Here is a 15,931-nt window from a genome sequence, read left to right as displayed (position 1 = left end):
TCGTCGTGCCGCTACCGGGCGCCCTTGGGGGCGAAGATCCGGGCGATGATGCGAGCGACGATATTGAGGATAACGACGATGAGGATGAGCAGCAGGGCGGCGCCCCAGGCCGACGCGTTCGATGCCGCGATGTCCTGGCTCGGGAACTTGTAGCCGGTGTAGGCGAGCACGGGCAGGGTCTGCATCGGGCCGCTGAAGGGGTTCGAGTTGAAGTTGTCGGTGAAGCTCGCCGCGATGAAGATCGGGGCCGTCTCGCCGATCACCCGGGCGATGGCCAGCATGACGCCGGTGATGATGCCCGCGATGGCGGTCGGCAGCACGATCTTCACGATGGTGGAGAAGCGGGACACGCCGAGCGCGAAGGATGCCTCGCGCAGGTCGTTCGGCACAAGCTTCAGCATCTCCTCACAGGCCCGCACGATGATCGGGATCATCAGCACCGACAGAGCGACGGAGGCGGAGAATCCGCTGAAGGCCTTCGGGCCGACGATGAGGGTGGACAGCGCGAACGCGAAAAGCCCGGCGACGATAGAGGGGATGCCCGTCATCACGTCGACGAGGAACGTGACGGTGCGCGCCATCCACTGCTGGGGCTGGGCGTACTCGACGAGGTAGATCGAGGTGAGGATGCCGATCGGGATCGACATGAGGGCCGCGATCCCGGTGATCTCCAGGGTGCCGACGATCGCCTGCAACGCTCCGGAGGTGACCGTGACCTTGAGGGTCTCGGCGTTGAAGACGGCACCGCCGGTCTGCGAGATGAAGGCCCAGTTGAGCTGGCCGATCCCCTTCGCCGTGACCGTGTAGAGCGTGGAGATGAGCGGAGCGATCGCGAGCAGGAAGGCGATGGTCACGAGGCTGCGAACGATGCGGTCGACGGCCTTGCGGCGGTTCTCGGCCACCGTGGAGAGGGCCGCGAGTCCAATGAGGTAGACGATGATCGAGACGAAGATCCAGCCGCCCCAGTTGAATCCCATCAGCAGGAGCGCGCCGGCGCTGATGACCAGGGCACCCGCCAGCACGTAGAACTCGACGAAGCGCGGCAGCTGGCCCGTCGTCAGAGCGTTGGTCATCGGCCCCTGGGGCTTGCGGGCACCGGACTGCACGGCGGTGGTCACGCGGTGCCTCCTTCGGATCGGGGGGACGCTATCGACGCAGAGGAGGTGGATGTCGCGCCGGAGACCGGCTGCTCGGCCTGAGCCGAGACCTTCGCTGTGCGGGGCTTGCGGCGGGTGCTGCCCGAGCTCGTGCGGGACACGATGAAGCGGGCGAGCATGTTGACCGCGAGCGAGATCACGAACAGCATGAGGCCGGTGCCGATGAGTGCGGAGCGCTGCAGCGGGTTGGCGATCGGAAAGTTGAGAGCGATGTTCGCGGCGATCGTCTGCGAGTTCTGGCCCTCGGTGAGGATGCGGGTCGAGACCTCGATCGAGGGCGAGATGATGAGCGCGATCGCCATGGTCTCACCGAGCGCACGGCCGAGGCCGAGCAATGTCGCGCTCACGACGCCGGAGCGGGCGTAGGGGAAGACGGCGAGCTTGATCATCTCCCACTTGGTGGCGCCGAGGGCGAGGGCGGCCTCTTCGTGGAGTCGCGGGGTCTGCAGGAAGATCTCGCGGGAGATCGAACTGATGATGGGAAGGATCATCACGGCGAGCACGACCGCTCCCGACAGGATCGTCGAGCCGGTGGTGGATGCCTGGCCGCTGAAGATGGGGATCCAGCCGAGATTCTGGTTGAGCCAGTCGGTGAGCGGCAATAGCAGGGGGCGGATCACGATGATGCCCCAGAGGCCGAAGACGATCGACGGCACCGCCGCGAGCAGGTCGATGAGGTAGCCGAGCACACCGGCAATGCGGCGGGGGGCGTAGTGGGAGATGAAGAGCGCGATTCCGATCGCGACCGGTGCGCCGAGGATGAGGGCGAAGAGCGAGACCCAGAGCGTGCCCCAGATGAGCGGACCGACATACGCCCAGAAACTGGCGTAGCCGCTCGTCGGGCCGGAGTTGAGGTCGGTGTTGCTCGACCAGTTGGCGGCGATCGCGGGCGCGGCCTGCACGATCAGGAACAGGGCCACACCGGCGAGGATCACCATGATCGACACGGCGGAGGCGAAACTCAGGCCGAAGAAGATGCGGTCCGCGGGCCGGGACTTGACGCGGGCCGGCCCCGAGCCCCCCAGGGGGGATCGGGGACCGGAAGAAACGGTGGCACTCGGGGAGGGAACAGCTTCGGTGTTACTCACTGGTTTCTTTCTCGAGGATGCCGGGTACATCGTGAGCCAGTCTGTGGTCAGACCCGCGCTGCGGACTGACCACAGACTGGCAGAGCAAGCGCTACTTGACTAGAGCGAGGCTCTTCTGGATCGAGGCGAGCATGCTCGCCGGGATCGGAGCGGAACCGGCGTTCTTGGCCGTGATCTGCTGTCCGATGTCGCTGGCGACGTAGCCGATGAAGGCCTTCGTGAGCTTGGCCTGGGCCGCGTCCTTGAAGGTGGTGCAGACGATCTGGTAAGAGACCAGCGGGATCGGGTAGGCCGACTTGTCGGTGATCTTGGTGTAGTCGAGCTTCTGCGCGAGGTCACCCTTCACCGTGGTGTCGGCGGCAACGGCCGCAGCGGTGAACGCGTTGGTCGCACCCTTCTGGCTGAACGCGACGAAGTCCTTACCGGTGCCGACCTGGATCGACGCGGCGGTGAGGTCGCCGATGGCGCTGTGGTCCGCGTAGCCGATGGTGCCGTCTCCGGCCTTGACCGTGTTCACGACACCCGATCCACCCTGCTGGGCGCTCGATCCGGCGATCGGCCACTTGTTGCTTGCCGGGGAGGTCCAGACGGAGGGCTGAACCTCGCTGAGGTAGTTCGTGAAGTTCTGGGTGGTTCCCGATCCGTCCGAGCGGGTCACGGTGGTGATCGCGGTGGAGGGAAGCGTGACGCCGGGGTTGTCGGCGGCGATGGCCGGGTCGTTCCAGGTCTTCACCTGGAGGCTGAAGATCTTGGCGAGCGTGGCAGACGAGAGGTTGAGCTTCGAAACCCCGGAGAGGTTGAAGATGACGGCGACGCCGTCGAGGTAGACGGGGAGGTTGAGCGCTCCGCCGGTTCCGCAGAGAGCGGCCGCAGAGGTCTGCTGGTCAGCGTTGAGCGGTGCGTCGGAGCCCGCGAAGTCGTAGCTGCCGGCGAGCCAGTTGGTGACTCCACCGCCCGAGCCCTGGGACTTGTCGTAGTTGATGGTCACGCCGGGCACCTGGGCCTGGAACGCGGCGGTCCATGCTGCCTCGGCATTGGCCTGTGCGCTGGATCCGCCGGCGGTGATCGTGCCGGTGAGCGTCTTGTCGAGGGCAGCAACGCTGGCCTTGGGGGTGGTGCTCGCGGCGGGGGTGCTAGGAGTGCTTGCACAAGAGGAGAGTGCGAGTGCGGCGACGAGCGCGAGTGCGCCCGCCGAAGCGGCGTGAGTGAACTTCACTGTGTTCCCTTCGGGGGTGGTGACTCCGGCGGGCGAGCAGCTTGGGGCTCGGCCGCCGGGAAGACCGGTGCTGGTCCAAGAGAAGACGCTATGTGCGGCGAGTGTCCACGCTCTCCCTAGAAGATGAACAAGAGGTTAACGAGCTTCGAATTCCCGGCCCACGGACGATGGCTCAGAGGAACGCCGGGCCGTGGGTCTCGACGGCGACTAGGGGGGCATCGGGATGCTCCGACGACACGTGCATCACCGTGAATTCCGAGGTCGACAGCATGCCGGCGCGGCGCAGGGGAGCATCGAGGGGCGTGTTGGTGAGAGCGGCGGTCTCCGCGATGATCTCAGGGATCACGGGCCCGTGGCTGCACAGCACCACCGACACCCCCGCCGCGAGCCGCTTGCGAACGGCCTTGTGCACCCGGGCGGCACCGTCTTCCCAGGCATCCTGGCTGATTCCCGTCGACTGCTTGATGGGTAGTCCGGTGAGAGCGGCGACCGGTTCGATCGTGGCGAGGCAGCGCGCGGCAGTGCTGCTGATGAGCTTCTCCGGTGCCCAGGCCGCGATGGCCGGCGCGACATTGCGGGACTGCTCGAGCCCGCGATGCAGCAGCGGCCGCGTCGAATCCGGTCCGTCCCAGCTGGCGGGCGGCACCGCGCGACCGTGGCGCAGCACGATGATCGGGAAGGTGCGGATGGTGCGGGCCTTCGCCCGCGCCGAGAACCGGTCGAGCACATCCCGGTCGAGTTCGTAGCTGAGGGCGGCCCGCGCGGCTTTGACCGACAGCCACTCGACGGCCGCCACCTCCTTGTTCGGCACGAAGGTCGACCCGGCGATCGCCTCATCCGAGACCTCCGCCGACCAGTAGTGCACGATCTTCTCGCGACCTCCCGGCATCGTGTACTCGGTCGAGCCGAGGGGCGCGCCCAGCGCGATCGCGAGCCCGGTCTCCTCGGCGATCTCGCGCACGGCGGTCTGCGGGGGAGTCTCCCCCGGATCCACCTTGCCCTTGGGGATGGAGACGTCCGCGCGGTCACCGCGGTGGATCACCAGCAGTTCGATGCCCGAGGGAGTCTCCCGCCAGCACACCGCTCCCGCGGCCTGTACGACAGCGGGGCCGGTGAGGGTCAACGCACTACTCCGGTGCGCTTTCTCTGGGACACCTGTCGCATGAGCACATTCTGCATGTCCTCGAGCAGCGACCCGTCCTCCGCCCGGTAGTGCCGTGTCCAGCTCCCGTCGGCGGCGAGCTTCCAGTGGGCAGTGTCATCGGACATGGAGAGGTCGAAGAGATCCTCGATCTGCCGAAGGTGGTCGGGGGAGGTGAGGCGCACGAGCGCTTCGACCCGTCGGTCGAGGTTGCGATGCATCATGTCCGCACTGCCGATGTAGACCTGGGGATCGCCGCCGTTGATGAAGGAGAAGATGCGGGAATGTTCCAGATAGCGGCCGAGGATCGACCGCACCTCGATATTGCCGCTCAGTCCGTCGACGCCGGGCTTGACGCCGCAGATGCCGCGGACAAGCAGCTCGATGGGCACACCGGCTTCGCTCGCGCGGTACAGCGCATCGATGATGGCCTCATCGACGATCGAGTTGAGCTTGATGCGGATACCTGACGGCATGCCGTTGCGGGCGTTGTCGGCTTCGATACGGATGCGCTTGATCAGTCCCTTGCGCAGGTGGAGGGGCGCGACGAGCAAGCGCTTGAATTTCTTTTCGATCGCATACCCGGAGAGCTCGTTGAACAGTCGCGTGAGGTCTTTGCCGACGGTGGCGCTCGCGGTGAGCAGCCCGTAGTCCTCATAGATGCGGCTGGTCTTGGGGTTGTAGTTGCCGGTGCCGATGTGGCTGTAGTGCTTGAGCACGCCGTTCTCCTGGCGGATCACGAGCGCGAGCTTGCAGTGCGTCTTGAGTCCAACGAGCCCGTAGACCACGTGAACCCCGGCCTTCTCCAGCTTGCGCGCCCAGGAGATGTTTGCCGACTCGTCGAACCGGGCCTTGATCTCCACGAGCGCAAGCACCTGCTTGCCGGATTCGGCGGCCTGGATCAGCGCCTCAACGATCGGACTGTCACCGGAGGTGCGGTACAGGGTCTGCTTGATGGCGAGCACGTCGGGGTCTGTCGCGGCCTGTTCGAGGAATGCCTGCACGCTCGTCGCGAAAGACTCGTAAGGGTGGTGAAGCAGCACGTCCTGGCGGGCGATCGATCCGAAGATGTCCGGTGTCGCATTGGGTTCGAGCGGCATCAGCTGGGACGCGGTCGTCGGCACATGCTTGCGGTACTTGAGGGTCGGGCGATCGATCTTGTTCAGCTCGAACAGTCCGCCGAGGTCGAGGGGGGCGGGAAGCCGGTAGACCTCGGAGTCGGTGATGTCGAGTTCGCGCACGAGGAGGCCAAGCGTGAGGTCATCCATGTCGTCGGTGATCTCGAGACGAATGGGCGGACCGAAGCGGCGGCGAAGCAACTCCCGCTCGAGGGTCTGGATCAGGTTCTCCGACTCGTCCTCCTCGAGCACCACATCCTCGTTGCGCGTGACGCGGAACTCGTGGTGATCGAGCACCTCCATGCCGGGGAAGAGGTCTCCGAGATGGTTGGAGATGAGGTCTTCCAGCGGGATGAAGCGCAGCAGGCCGCTCCCGTCGTCCGGAAGCTGCACGAAGCGAGGCAGCATCGGCGGCACCTTGAGCCGGGCGAACTCGTCTTTGCCGATCTTGGGATTGCGCACCCGGATCGACAGGTTGAGCGAGAGTCCGGAGATGTAGGGGAACGGATGCGCCGGGTCGACGGCGAGCGGCATCAACACCGGGAAGATGCGGGCCGCGAAGATCTCGTCGAGGGAGTCGCGATCGGCCTGGCCGAGGTCGGCCCAGGTCTCGATGTGGATGCCGGCGTCGTCGAGGTCTGGTTTCACCAGTTCGCGGAAGGCGAGCGCGTGGCGGGCCTGCAACTCGTGCGCGCGATCCTGGATCACGGCGAGCACCTCTGTCGGTGCGGCCCCGATGTTGGTCGGCACGGCGAGCCCGGTGAGGATGCGGCGCTTGAGACCGGCGATTCGCACCATGAAGAACTCGTCGAGGTTGCTCGCGAAGATCGCGAGGAAGTTCGCCCGCTCGAGGAGCGGCAACTCCGGGTCCTCCGCGAGCTCGAGCACCCGGGTGTTGAACGCCAGCCAGCTCAGCTCTCGGTCGAGATAGCGCTCCGGGGGCAGAGTGCCGTCGTCCACCCAGGTCGACTCGTAGTCGTCATCGTCGAGACTGTCGGTGGCCAATCCGGCGTCGCCAAGATACGTCTCGTTGCTCATACCTAAATCATCGCACTTCGCCTGTTGCCGTCATCGCGAGGTGCATTAACTGCAGGTAAACGGCTCAGGCGCGGGCGTACTGGATGTCGACCGAATGCGCGGTGAATCCCAGGGAGCGGTACAGCGCTATCGCCGGCTCGTTGTCGGACTCCACGTAGAGTGCGGCGGTGCGGATGCCGCGGTCGGCCAGTCGCGCGAAGCCGGCGGCCATGAGCCGACGGCCGAGCCCCTCACCCTGCCGGTCGGGATCGACGCCCACCACGTAGAACTCACCGATGCCGTCTTCGATCTTCAGCCAGCAGTAGCCGGCGAGACCCTCGCCGTCGCGGCTCACGATGAAGTCGTCGGCCTCGAACCACGGCTCTGCCTCCAGCTCGGCGAGGTCGGCAACCGTCACGGAACCCTGTTCGGGGTGGAAGGCGAAGGCCTTCGCGTTGAGCGCGACCCAGGACTCCTCATCGACGCCGGGGCGGAAGCGGTCGAAGTCCGACGCGACTTCCGGGCGAAAGGGAACCGGCATCCGCAGCTGGTGGAGTTCCCGCATCGCGACGAGGTGATGGCTGGCCGCGAGGGCGCGTGCCGCCGGGTGGTCGCCGTGTGCCCAGATCTTGACGGAAGGCTCGCATCGCTCCAGGAGCTGGTCGAGCAGCCGGGTTCCGATTCCGGCACCGCGCCGAGCGGGGTCCACGACGAACTCGGCCTCCGTGCTGGAGTAGACGGCTGCGGCGTGCTCGAGTTCCAGCAGGGACTTTGCGCCGGTGCGCAGCTCGACCAGCGCGCCGTCGGAGAAGGGAGGCTGGCCGTCGGCATCCCTGGCTCGCTCGATCAGACGAGCGAGGAACTCAGGAATTGACGGACTGGGCAAGGCGCTCGGTGTCGTCTTCATACACGTTGAAGCGATACCCCACGTTTCGCACGGTGCCGATCAGCGACTCGAGGTCGCCGAGCTTCGCCCGGAGGCGCCGCACGTGCACGTCGACAGTGCGGGTGCCACCGAAATAGTCGTAGCCCCAGACTTCGCTGAGCAGCTGCTCGCGGGTGAAGACGCGGGACGGATGCGTGGCGAGAAAGCGCAGCAACTCGAATTCCTTGAACGTGAGGTCGAGCGGCCGCCCGTGCACCTTCGCCGAATAGCTCGCTTCGTCGATCACGACACCGGAGGCGTGGATCTTGTTGCTGGTCTTGTCGAGGGCCTGGCGGCCCACCACGAGACGGATGCGGGCATCGACCTCTGCGGGGCCGGCGGTCTCGAGGATCACGTCGTCGACACCCCAGTCCGCGCTGACGGCCGTGAGGCCGCCCTCGGTGAGGATCAACATGAGGGGCACATTGACACCCGTGGTGTTGAGGATCTTGCAGAGCGACTTCGCGCTCGCGAGGTCCTGCCGGGCATCCACGAGGATCAGGTCACAACTCGGCGCGGTGATGAGCGACGCCGGCTCGGCGGGAATCTGCCGGGTCCGGTGACTGAGTAGTCCGAGGGCCGGCAAGACATCGCTGTTGACGGCGGAAGTCAGGATCAACAGCTGCGCCAACGAGTCCTCCAAGTGCCGAACCACAGTCTAAAGGCACTTGGAGGCCACGTCAGGCGCGGGTAGGGCAGAATTGGGCAGGTGACCATCGACCAGCCCGCCACTCGCCTCACCCTCACGAGCGTCGTCCCGGTCTGGTCCGTCGCCGTCGTTGGCTCCGTGCTCATCGGGCTGCTCGTACCGCGGGCGCACTACCTCGACTGGGTGCCGTTCGTGCTCGCCGCCGACGTGCTGCTCACCTTCTGCATCCAGCTCGCGATCGTGCAGAAAGAGGGTCTCGTCGACCGCATGATGGCCTGTCTCGGCGGCTCGGTGGTGATTCTCGGCGTCGCGACCCTCGTGCTGGGCATTCTGCAGCTCAGCGCCGGATAGAATCGAATCATGTACCTCGGTCTTGAGCTGTTCTTCATCGGCCTGCTGATCCTCGCCACTCTGGCCATCGGCTATGTCTCCGTGGTGGTGCTGTTCAACCTCTTCCGCGGCCAGCGCTAGTAGAGGGACGCTGTGATCGACCTACCGGTCAACCTGCCCGCCGAACTCGTACCGCTCTCGTGGCTCATCGGGGTCTGGGAGGGTACCGGCGTGGTCAACTTCGCTGTCGGGGAAGAGATCCGCAACTACGAGTTCGGGCACCGCATGAGCTTCACCCATGACGGGCTTCCCCACCTCAACTACACGTCTTACACCTGGCTGCTCGACGACGACCTCACTCCGCTCGCCACCGAGACCGGCTACTGGCGGCTGAGCCGCCAGGCGACCGAAGGAGACCCGGGTCCCGGGCTGCTCCAGGGCGTCGGCATCCAGCCATTCACCACCGCGCGCGCGGTCGAGACGCTGCGCAACGCCTCGGACGGGTTCGACATCGAGGTGTCGATCCTTCATCCCGGCGGGGTCAGCGAACTCTACGTCGGGCAGGTCAAGGGACCCCGCATCGACCTGGCGACGGATGCCGTGATGCGGTCCGTCACCTCCAAGGAGCACACCGCCTCGACCCGCATCTGCGGGCTGGTCGACAATCACATGCTCTGGGCGTGGGACCTCGCCGCGCTCGGACAGGAACTCGCCACCCATGCCTCCGGACGGCTGGCCCGCCTTGAGTGAGCTCGAGCGCCCGGGTGCGGTCGACGGCATGGGGACCGACGCCGGCGTCGCCGCTCATTACGGTAATCCCCTCGCGGAACAGCGTTCGCTCGCCGCGGGCGAGGCCGTGGTTGACCTGTCCCACCGGGCCGTTCTGTCCATCTCCGGGGTCGACCGGCTCAGCTGGATCAACTCACTCACCTCCCAGAGCGTCACCGACCTGAAGCCGGGACAGTCGAGCGAGACGCTGCTCCTGGATGCGACGGGCCGGCTCGAATACGCGGTGCGACTGCTCGACGACGGCGTGGAACTGTGGCTGTTGCTGGAACGCGAGGAAGCGCCAGGACTGTTCGCCTGGCTCTCGAAGATGGTGTTCATGTTGCGGGTAGAGGTGCGCGACCGCACCGCCGAGTTCGCCACCATCGGCACGCTCGGGTCCCCGGAGATCCTGGTCGCCTCTCCGAACGGAGTGCCACTCGTCTGGATCGACCCCTGGTCGGTGGTGGCTGCCGGAGGCTGGCAGTATGCCGCCGTGGATCATCACCCTTCCGAGGAGTGGACCTACAGCGAGGTGCTCATTCCCCGCGCTGCTCTGCCCGAACTCCAGCTTCCGCTCGCGGGTTTCCTCGCGCTCGAGGCACTGCGGATCGCGGCCTGGCGGCCGCGGCTGGCGACCGAGGGCGACGAGAAGACGATCCCCCACGAGCTCGACTGGCTCCGCTCGGCCGTGCACCTCAGCAAGGGCTGCTATCGCGGACAGGAGACCGTCGCCAAGGTTCACAACCTCGGGCACCCTCCGCGTCGCCTCGTGATGCTGCATCTCGACGGCTCTGACTCCGTGCTGCCGTCGCCGGGGGACGAGGTGCTTCTCGGCGAGAAGACTGTCGGCTCGGTGACATCCGCTGCCCGTCATTTCGAGCTGGGACCGATCGCGCTCGCGGTGGTTAAGCGCACCGCCGACCCCCTCGCCGAGCTCGCGGTGCGGTCTGAGGGCATCCTGGTGCCCGCGGCCCAGGAGATCGTCGTGCCCCCGGAAGCCGGGGCCGCGGCGAACGTGCCACGGCTTCCCCGTCTCGGCGCGATTCCCCGCTAGGGAGCGAGCGCTGACGATGCAGACGGGCAGGGTGCGCTCGGTCGTGCCACAGGTGTTCGATCTGAGATCGTCGGGCCGGCGAACGGTCGAATCGATCGTGCCGGCGTTGCAGATCGTCATCGCTTCCTCGACCTCCTACGCGGTGGCGCACTACCTTCTCGGACACGCGGTGCCGCTGCTCGCGGTCACCGTCACCATCTCGAGCCTCGGCTTCGTGCGGGATGCCCGCCCCGTTCGGGTGCTCGAGACGGCGATCGGCATCGTCATCGGCATCGTGCTCAGCGAGGCGTTGCTCCTCACGGTGGGTCAGGGGCTCTGGCAGGTCGCGCTCGTGCTGATGCTGACCCTGGTCGTGGCGCGCGCCCTCTCGCCGAGCAATGCCTTCGCGGTTGCCGCCGGCGTCCAATCGATGCTCGTCATGTTGTTGCCCGTCCCCGCCGGTGGCCCCTTCGTGCGCAGCATCGACGGAATCATCGCGGGGATCGTCGCGCTCCTCGTCACGGCCCTGGTGCCCCGGGATCCCCGACGGCTCGCACGTCAGGATGCCCGGCGCCTTTTCGCGTCGCTCAACGGGGCGCTGGATTCCCTGGTCTTCGCGCTGGAGCGGGCGGACGAGCCCTCCGCAGAGCATGCCCTCGAGCGACTGCGCACGACCCAGCCGGTCATCGACAGTTGGGCGGCATCCCTCGACTCCGCCGCCGCGATCGCCCGGATCTCGCCGTTCCTGCGCCGTCGGCGCCCGGATCTGCTCGCGCAGACGCGCGTCCTCCGCGGCATGGATCTCGCCACCCGCAACCTTCGGGTGATCGCCCGGCGCATCGACTTCCTGGTGCGCGATGGTGCGCCGAGACCCGGGATCGCCTCGATCATGGCGAGCCTCGGCACCTCGGTGGAGTTGCTCGGGCAGAGCCTCGACGATCCTCTGCTCGCCGACACGGCGCGGGTCGGACTCGTGGCCGTTGCCGAACGGCTTCGCCCCGACACCGTCGTCGCCGGCGCGCCCGTCACCGATTCCGTGGTGATCCTGATGATGCGACCTCTGCTCGTCGACCTGCTGACGGCCGCGGACCTGCCGGCCGAGAAGGCTCGAGCTCTGCTGCCAGAGGTGTGACGACCCTCTCGGTCACCAGACGAAGCCCTGGGGTGCCACTGCCTCCCAGAGCACCGTGAGCTCCCCGAGCTTCCACCGGGACCGGCCTCCCTGCACCGGCCAGCCCGCATCCGCGAGGCCCTGTGCTGTGGCGATCCACCGCTGGGACGGGCCATAGACCGAGAGGGCTGCGTTGAGCTGCCACTGCCGATCGAGGTCACGCAGGAACGCGTGCACCCCCTCCCCGGGCACGTTGCGATGAATCAGCACCTTGGGGAGTCGCTCCGCCACGATCGACGGTCGTTCGAGCTCGGCGAGGCGCAGGCTCACCGTGAGGGTGCGGGGACCTTCGGCCGTGACATCCACCCAGCTGGCGACGCGGCCCACTTCGTTGCAGGTGCCCTCCACGAGCACTCCGAAGGGCTCGAGGCGCGACACCATCAGGTGCCACGCGGCGAGCACCTCGGATTCGTCGTACTGCCGAAGCACGTTGAGCGCGCGGATCACCGTGGCCGAGCGCTCACCGGGCAGCGGCACCTCGAATCCGCCGAGCGCGAAGCGCACGCCCGCCCGTGCGGAGATGCTCGCGAGCGCGACCCGCGCCGGATCTATCTCTAGGCCGACGACCTCGACCTGCGGCCGTACCCGGGAGAGCCTCTGGTGCAGCTCGAGGGTGGTGGTGGCGGATGCCCCGTAGCCGAGGTCGACCACGAGCGCATCGGCCGCGCGGCGGAAGGCCGGCAGCTCCGCGATCCACCGGTCGACACGGCGGAGCCGGTTGGTTCCGGTGGTCCCACGAGTGATCGAACCGATGGGCATGCGTCGATTATCCCGCTCGCTAGAGTTGAGACATGACGTACACGCTCATCCTCCTGCGCCACGGCCAGTCAGACTGGAACCAGAAGAACCTCTTCACCGGGTGGGTGGATGTCGACCTCAGCGACGTGGGACGCACCGAGGCCCACCGGGCCGGCGAACTTCTCGCGGAGTCTGGCATCCTTCCCGACATCCAGTACACGAGCGTTCTCAAGCGGGCCATCCACACCGCCGATATCGCGCTCGATGTGGCCGACCGGGACTGGATCGACGTGAAGCGCAGCTGGCGCCTCAACGAGCGTCACTATGGTGCCCTGCAGGGCAAGGACAAGGCGCAGACCCTCGCCGAGTACGGCCAGGAGCAGTTCATGACCTGGCGCCGGTCCTTCGATGTTCCGCCGCCGCCGCTCGACGACGACAGCGAATTCTCACAGGCTCATGATCCGCGCTACGCCGGCCTCGGCGACGACCTGCCGCGAACCGAATCCCTCAAACTGGTCATCGACCGGATGCTTCCGTACTGGCACTCCGACATCACGGTCGACCTCGCCGCGGGAAAGATCGTGCTCGTCACCGCGCACGGCAACTCGCTGCGCGCGCTGGTGAAGCACCTCGACCACATCGCGGACGACGCTATCGCCGAACTGAACATCCCGACCGGCATCCCACTGGTCTACACGCTCGACGAGACCTTCGCGCCGGTGAAGCCCGGCGAGTACCTCGACCCCGAGGCTGCGGCCGCGGGTGCGGCAGCAGTGGCGGCGCAGGGCAAGAAGTAGCGCCGCACTCGACCGTCAGCCGTTCTTCCGGCCACCGCACCGTTCCCACAGCGCGGTGGTCCTGAGGACGGGAATCGGTCGAGGCGCAAGAGGAATTCCCGCGCCGGCGCGGATTACAGTTCCGCGGCCACCCAGTCGCCGGTAGCCAGGTACTGCACCTTCTTCGCGATCGAGACCGCGTGGTCGGCGAACCGTTCGTGGTAACGCGACGCGAGAGTGGCATCCACAGTGTCGACGGCCGCACCCTTCCAGGTCTCGCCGAGCACCTTGTCGAACACGCTCAGGTGCAGCGCGTCGATGCGGTCGTCGTCGTTGCGGATCTCCTCGGCGATGCGCACGTCTTCGGTGCGAAGCAACTGGGTGAGCTTGCGCGCGATCTGAACATCGAGATGGCCGAGTTCGGCGAACGTGGTGCGAAGGGACTTCGGCACCACTTTGTCGGGAAAGCGGTAGCGGGCCAGCTGAGCGATGTGCTCCGACATGTCGCCCATGCGCTCGAGTGAGGCGCTGATGCGCAGGGCGCTCACGACAATGCGCAGGTCGCGGGCTACCGGCTGCTGGCGGGCCAGGATGTTGATGGCCAGCTCGTCGAGGGCGATGGCCGCTTCGTCGATCTTGCTGTCGTCGGCGATGACGGCCTCGGCGAGTGACACGTTCGATTCATTGAACGCACGGGTGGCGTTGTCGATCGACGTCTCCACGAGGGTAGCGATCTCGACGAGGCGCTCCTGCACCTCCGCCAGTTCCTGCTGGAATACCTCGCGCATCGTTCACGTCCCTTTCGCTGCGAGTCTTCGATTCCCGCACAGTTCTGCTGCAACCCTGCCCCGCGCAGGTGAACAGCGGGGGAACCGCACCTGAACAACACGCCAAGTGCCGGAGCCTGCTGCCACACGGGCGCGAGCCGGGCCCCCAGATGTAACTAATCTAGTGGCTATGGACTCCGCCCTGCTGGTGCCGCTCGCGCTGGCTTTCGGTGTCGCCGTCGGCGTTGGCGTCACGGCGCTGCTCGTCGCCTCCGCCCATCGCGGGCAGCGTGCCGTGGCGGTGGTGAGTACCGCGGTGCCCGACGGTGTCGACCAGGTGATCGAGGCCCTCGAGTCCGCCGGGATCGTGCTCGATCCCTCGAACACCGTGGTGAAGGCAAGCCCGGGAGCGATGGCCTTCGGTCTCGTCTGGAACCAGGCTCTCGTGCATCCGGAACTCGTGACCATCGTCGATCGCGTCCGTCGATACGGCGAACCGATCACGCAGGAGCTCGAGCTCTCTCGCGGCCCCTTCGGCGACGCGAACATCTACCTCTTCGTGCGGGTCGCGCGCTTGGGTGCCCGATACATCCTGCTGCTCGCAGAGGACCGCACCGAGTCCTATCGCCTCGACGAGGTGCGGCGGGACTTCGTGGCCAACATCAGCCACGAACTCAAGACCCCGATCGGCGCGGTCGGCCTTCTCGCCGAAGCACTGCAGGCGGCCTCCGACGATCCGGACCAGGTGCGCCGCTTCGCCAAGAGGCTCACCAAGGAGGCGGATCGTCTCGCCCGCATCACCCAGGAGATCATCGAGCTGTCCCGCTTGCAGGCGGCGGATGCCCTCACCAGCCCCCACGTCGTGGAGATCGACCACGTGGTGGCCCTTGCGATCGACCAGAACCGGGTGGCGGCGGAGTCCAGCCGAGTCACCATCGTCAGCGGGGGAGACGCCGGCGCGGAGGTCTACGGCGACGAGCCGCTGCTCGCCGTCGCCCTGCACAACCTCATCGCCAACGCGATCCAGTATTCGCCCAAGGGCTCCCGGGTGGGCGTCGGCGTGAGCAACGCCGACGGCATCGTCGAGATCGCCGTCACCGACCAGGGCATCGGCATTCCCGATGACGAACTCGACCGCGTGTTCGAGCGCTTCTTCCGCATCGATCCGGCTCGCTCACGCCACACCGGGGGATCGGGGCTCGGCCTCAGCATCGTCAAGCACGTCGTGCAGAATCACGGCGGCGACATCCGCGTCTGGTCACAGCCCGGAAACGGTTCGACCTTCACCATCCGCCTGCCCGAAGCGTCCCACGCCACGGCTGCATCCCTGAAAGAGGCTTGAGTTGCGCATCCTGATCGTCGAAGACGAACCCTCCCTGAGCGAGCCCCTCGCCTTCCTGCTCGGTCGTGAGGGCTACGAGACCTCCATTGCAGCCGACGGAATCTCCGCCCTCGCGGAGTTCGACCGCGCCGGAGCCGACCTCATCCTGCTCGACCTCATGCTGCCCGGCATCGCCGGAACCGAGGTCTGCCGCGAGATCCGCACGCGGTCCCAGGTGCCGATCATCATGCTCACCGCGAAGGACAGCGAAGTGGATGTGGTGGTCGGACTCGAGCTCGGCGCCGATGACTACGTCACCAAGCCGTACTCCACCCGCGAGCTGCTCGCGCGCATCCGGGCCGTCATGCGACGCCGGGTGGAGACCGACGAAGACGACACCGCCATCCTCGAGTCCGGCGATGTTCGCATGGATGTCGACCGCCACACTGTCGCCGTGCGCGGGGTGGACACGGCTATGCCGCTGAAGGAATACGAGCTCCTCGAGGTGCTTCTCCGCAACTCCGGCCGGGTGCTCACCCGCGGCCAGCTGATCGACCGTGTGTGGGGCTCGGACTACTTCGGCGACACCAAGACGCTCGACGTGCACATCAAGCGCATCCGGTCGAAGATCGAGAAGGAGCCCTCCGACCCGAGGATGCTGCTGACCGTTCGCGGGCTGGGCTACCGCTTCGAGCCCTGAACCCTAGGCGGACACC

At 66.8% G+C, this 15,931-nt stretch carries 16 protein-coding genes; 7 read left to right on the top strand and 9 right to left on the bottom strand.

The features are described 5' to 3' along the window. Window positions 1–11: 11 nt before the first annotated feature. The 7 genes from pstA to VLI63_RS05075 form a co-directional block, all read right to left on the bottom strand. The gene (pstA, locus tag VLI63_RS05105) at window positions 12–1,073 is read right to left on the bottom strand and encodes a phosphate ABC transporter permease PstA (RefSeq protein ID WP_409156581.1); all 1,062 of its coding nucleotides are present in this window, start codon (window positions 1,071–1,073) and stop codon (window positions 12–14) included. Between the two features lie 41 nt (window positions 1,074–1,114). Continuing rightward, on the bottom strand, window positions 1,115–2,245 hold the full coding sequence (gene pstC, locus VLI63_RS05100; RefSeq protein ID WP_409155832.1) for a phosphate ABC transporter permease subunit PstC: 1,131 nt from the start codon (window positions 2,243–2,245) through the stop codon (window positions 1,115–1,117). 91 nt (window positions 2,246–2,336) lie between these two features. Further along, a complete protein-coding gene (gene pstS / locus VLI63_RS05095) occupies window positions 2,337–3,461 on the bottom strand; it encodes a phosphate ABC transporter substrate-binding protein PstS (RefSeq protein ID WP_409155831.1) in 1,125 nt (374 codons plus the stop codon). Between the two features lie 172 nt (window positions 3,462–3,633). After that, a complete protein-coding gene (locus tag VLI63_RS05090; protein WP_409155830.1) occupies window positions 3,634–4,584 on the bottom strand; it encodes an NUDIX hydrolase in 951 nt (316 codons plus the stop codon). After that, window positions 4,581–6,758: an RNA degradosome polyphosphate kinase gene (locus VLI63_RS05085; RefSeq protein ID WP_409155829.1), complete on the bottom strand. Its 2,178-nt coding sequence runs from the start codon at window positions 6,756–6,758 to the stop codon at window positions 4,581–4,583. Before VLI63_RS05085 ends, VLI63_RS05090 begins: the two co-directional genes overlap by 4 nt. 64 nt (window positions 6,759–6,822) lie before the next feature. Continuing rightward, window positions 6,823–7,623 (bottom strand): mycothiol synthase, encoded by an 801-nt coding sequence (mshD, locus tag VLI63_RS05080; protein ID WP_409155828.1) that lies wholly within the window; start codon window positions 7,621–7,623, stop codon window positions 6,823–6,825. After that, the gene (locus VLI63_RS05075; protein ID WP_354574350.1) at window positions 7,601–8,293 is read right to left on the bottom strand and encodes a response regulator transcription factor; all 693 of its coding nucleotides are present in this window, start codon (window positions 8,291–8,293) and stop codon (window positions 7,601–7,603) included. The genes mshD and VLI63_RS05075 overlap by 23 nt, the downstream gene beginning before the upstream one ends. Before the next feature lie 78 nt (window positions 8,294–8,371). On the opposite strand from VLI63_RS05075, the gene VLI63_RS05070 reads away from it, so the two are divergent. From VLI63_RS05070 to VLI63_RS05055, 4 genes are all read left to right on the top strand, one after another. Beyond that, window positions 8,372–8,662: a hypothetical protein gene (locus VLI63_RS05070; protein WP_409155827.1), complete on the top strand. Its 291-nt coding sequence runs from the start codon at window positions 8,372–8,374 to the stop codon at window positions 8,660–8,662. Between the two features lie 132 nt (window positions 8,663–8,794). Then, entirely contained in the window at window positions 8,795–9,391 is a 597-nt protein-coding gene (locus VLI63_RS05065; RefSeq protein ID WP_409155826.1) for an FABP family protein, read from the top strand. Continuing rightward, window positions 9,360–10,463 (top strand): YgfZ/GcvT domain-containing protein, encoded by a 1,104-nt coding sequence (locus VLI63_RS05060; RefSeq protein WP_409155825.1) that lies wholly within the window; start codon window positions 9,360–9,362, stop codon window positions 10,461–10,463. The genes VLI63_RS05065 and VLI63_RS05060 overlap by 32 nt, the downstream gene beginning before the upstream one ends. A 16-nt stretch (window positions 10,464–10,479) precedes the next feature. Then, a complete protein-coding gene (locus VLI63_RS05055; protein ID WP_409155824.1) occupies window positions 10,480–11,574 on the top strand; it encodes an FUSC family protein in 1,095 nt (364 codons plus the stop codon). A gap of 12 nt (window positions 11,575–11,586) precedes the next feature. Here the strand turns inward: VLI63_RS05055 and VLI63_RS05050 are convergent, their stop codons facing one another. Beyond that, window positions 11,587–12,372, bottom strand: coding sequence for a class I SAM-dependent methyltransferase (locus tag VLI63_RS05050; protein WP_409155823.1), 786 nt, complete (start codon window positions 12,370–12,372; stop codon window positions 11,587–11,589). Between the two features lie 32 nt (window positions 12,373–12,404). On the opposite strand from VLI63_RS05050, the gene VLI63_RS05045 reads away from it, so the two are divergent. Continuing rightward, complete coding sequence (locus VLI63_RS05045; RefSeq protein ID WP_409155822.1) at window positions 12,405–13,148, top strand: phosphoglyceromutase; 744 nt, start codon at window positions 12,405–12,407, stop codon at window positions 13,146–13,148. Between the two features lie 113 nt (window positions 13,149–13,261). Here the strand turns inward: VLI63_RS05045 and phoU are convergent, their stop codons facing one another. Continuing rightward, window positions 13,262–13,915 (bottom strand): phosphate signaling complex protein PhoU, encoded by a 654-nt coding sequence (gene phoU, locus VLI63_RS05040; RefSeq protein WP_409155821.1) that lies wholly within the window; start codon window positions 13,913–13,915, stop codon window positions 13,262–13,264. 169 nt (window positions 13,916–14,084) lie between these two features. Between phoU and VLI63_RS05035 the strand changes: the two genes are divergently transcribed. Continuing rightward, entirely contained in the window at window positions 14,085–15,236 is a 1,152-nt protein-coding gene (locus tag VLI63_RS05035) for a sensor histidine kinase (RefSeq protein ID WP_409155820.1), read from the top strand. 1 nt (window position 15,237) lies between these two features. After that, window positions 15,238–15,915 carry a response regulator transcription factor gene (locus VLI63_RS05030; protein ID WP_354574341.1) on the top strand — a complete coding sequence of 226 codons (678 nt, stop codon included), beginning with the start codon at window positions 15,238–15,240 and terminating at the stop codon, window positions 15,913–15,915. Window positions 15,916–15,931: the final 16 nt, after the last annotated feature.

It is taken from the genome of Lacisediminihabitans sp. H27-G8, assembly GCF_046156175.1.
Classification (GTDB): Bacteria; Actinomycetota; Actinomycetes; order Actinomycetales; family Microbacteriaceae; genus Lacisediminihabitans.
The sequence above is the reverse complement of the archived record's forward strand: the minus strand, read 5'-3'. Positions and strand labels throughout refer to the sequence as shown.

Bases quoted from the DNA above. Each gene is read 5' to 3' on its own strand.
- phoU (WP_409155821.1), bottom strand. From the start codon at position 13,915: ATGCGCGAGGTATTCCAGCAGGAACTGGCGGAGGTGCAGGAGCGCCTC.
- VLI63_RS05060 (WP_409155825.1), top strand. From the start codon at position 9,360: ATGCCTCCGGACGGCTGGCCCGCCTTGAGTGAGCTCGAGCGCCCGGGT.
- VLI63_RS05045 (WP_409155822.1), top strand. From the start codon at position 12,405: ATGACGTACACGCTCATCCTCCTGCGCCACGGCCAGTCAGACTGGAAC.
- pstA (WP_409156581.1), bottom strand. From the start codon at position 1,073: ATGACCAACGCTCTGACGACGGGCCAGCTGCCGCGCTTCGTCGAGTTC.
- VLI63_RS05035 (WP_409155820.1), top strand. From the start codon at position 14,085: ATGGACTCCGCCCTGCTGGTGCCGCTCGCGCTGGCTTTCGGTGTCGCC.
- VLI63_RS05050 (WP_409155823.1), bottom strand. From the start codon at position 12,372: ATGCCCATCGGTTCGATCACTCGTGGGACCACCGGAACCAACCGGCTC.
- VLI63_RS05085 (WP_409155829.1), bottom strand. From the start codon at position 6,758: ATGAGCAACGAGACGTATCTTGGCGACGCCGGATTGGCCACCGACAGT.
- VLI63_RS05055 (WP_409155824.1), top strand. From the start codon at position 10,480: ATGCAGACGGGCAGGGTGCGCTCGGTCGTGCCACAGGTGTTCGATCTG.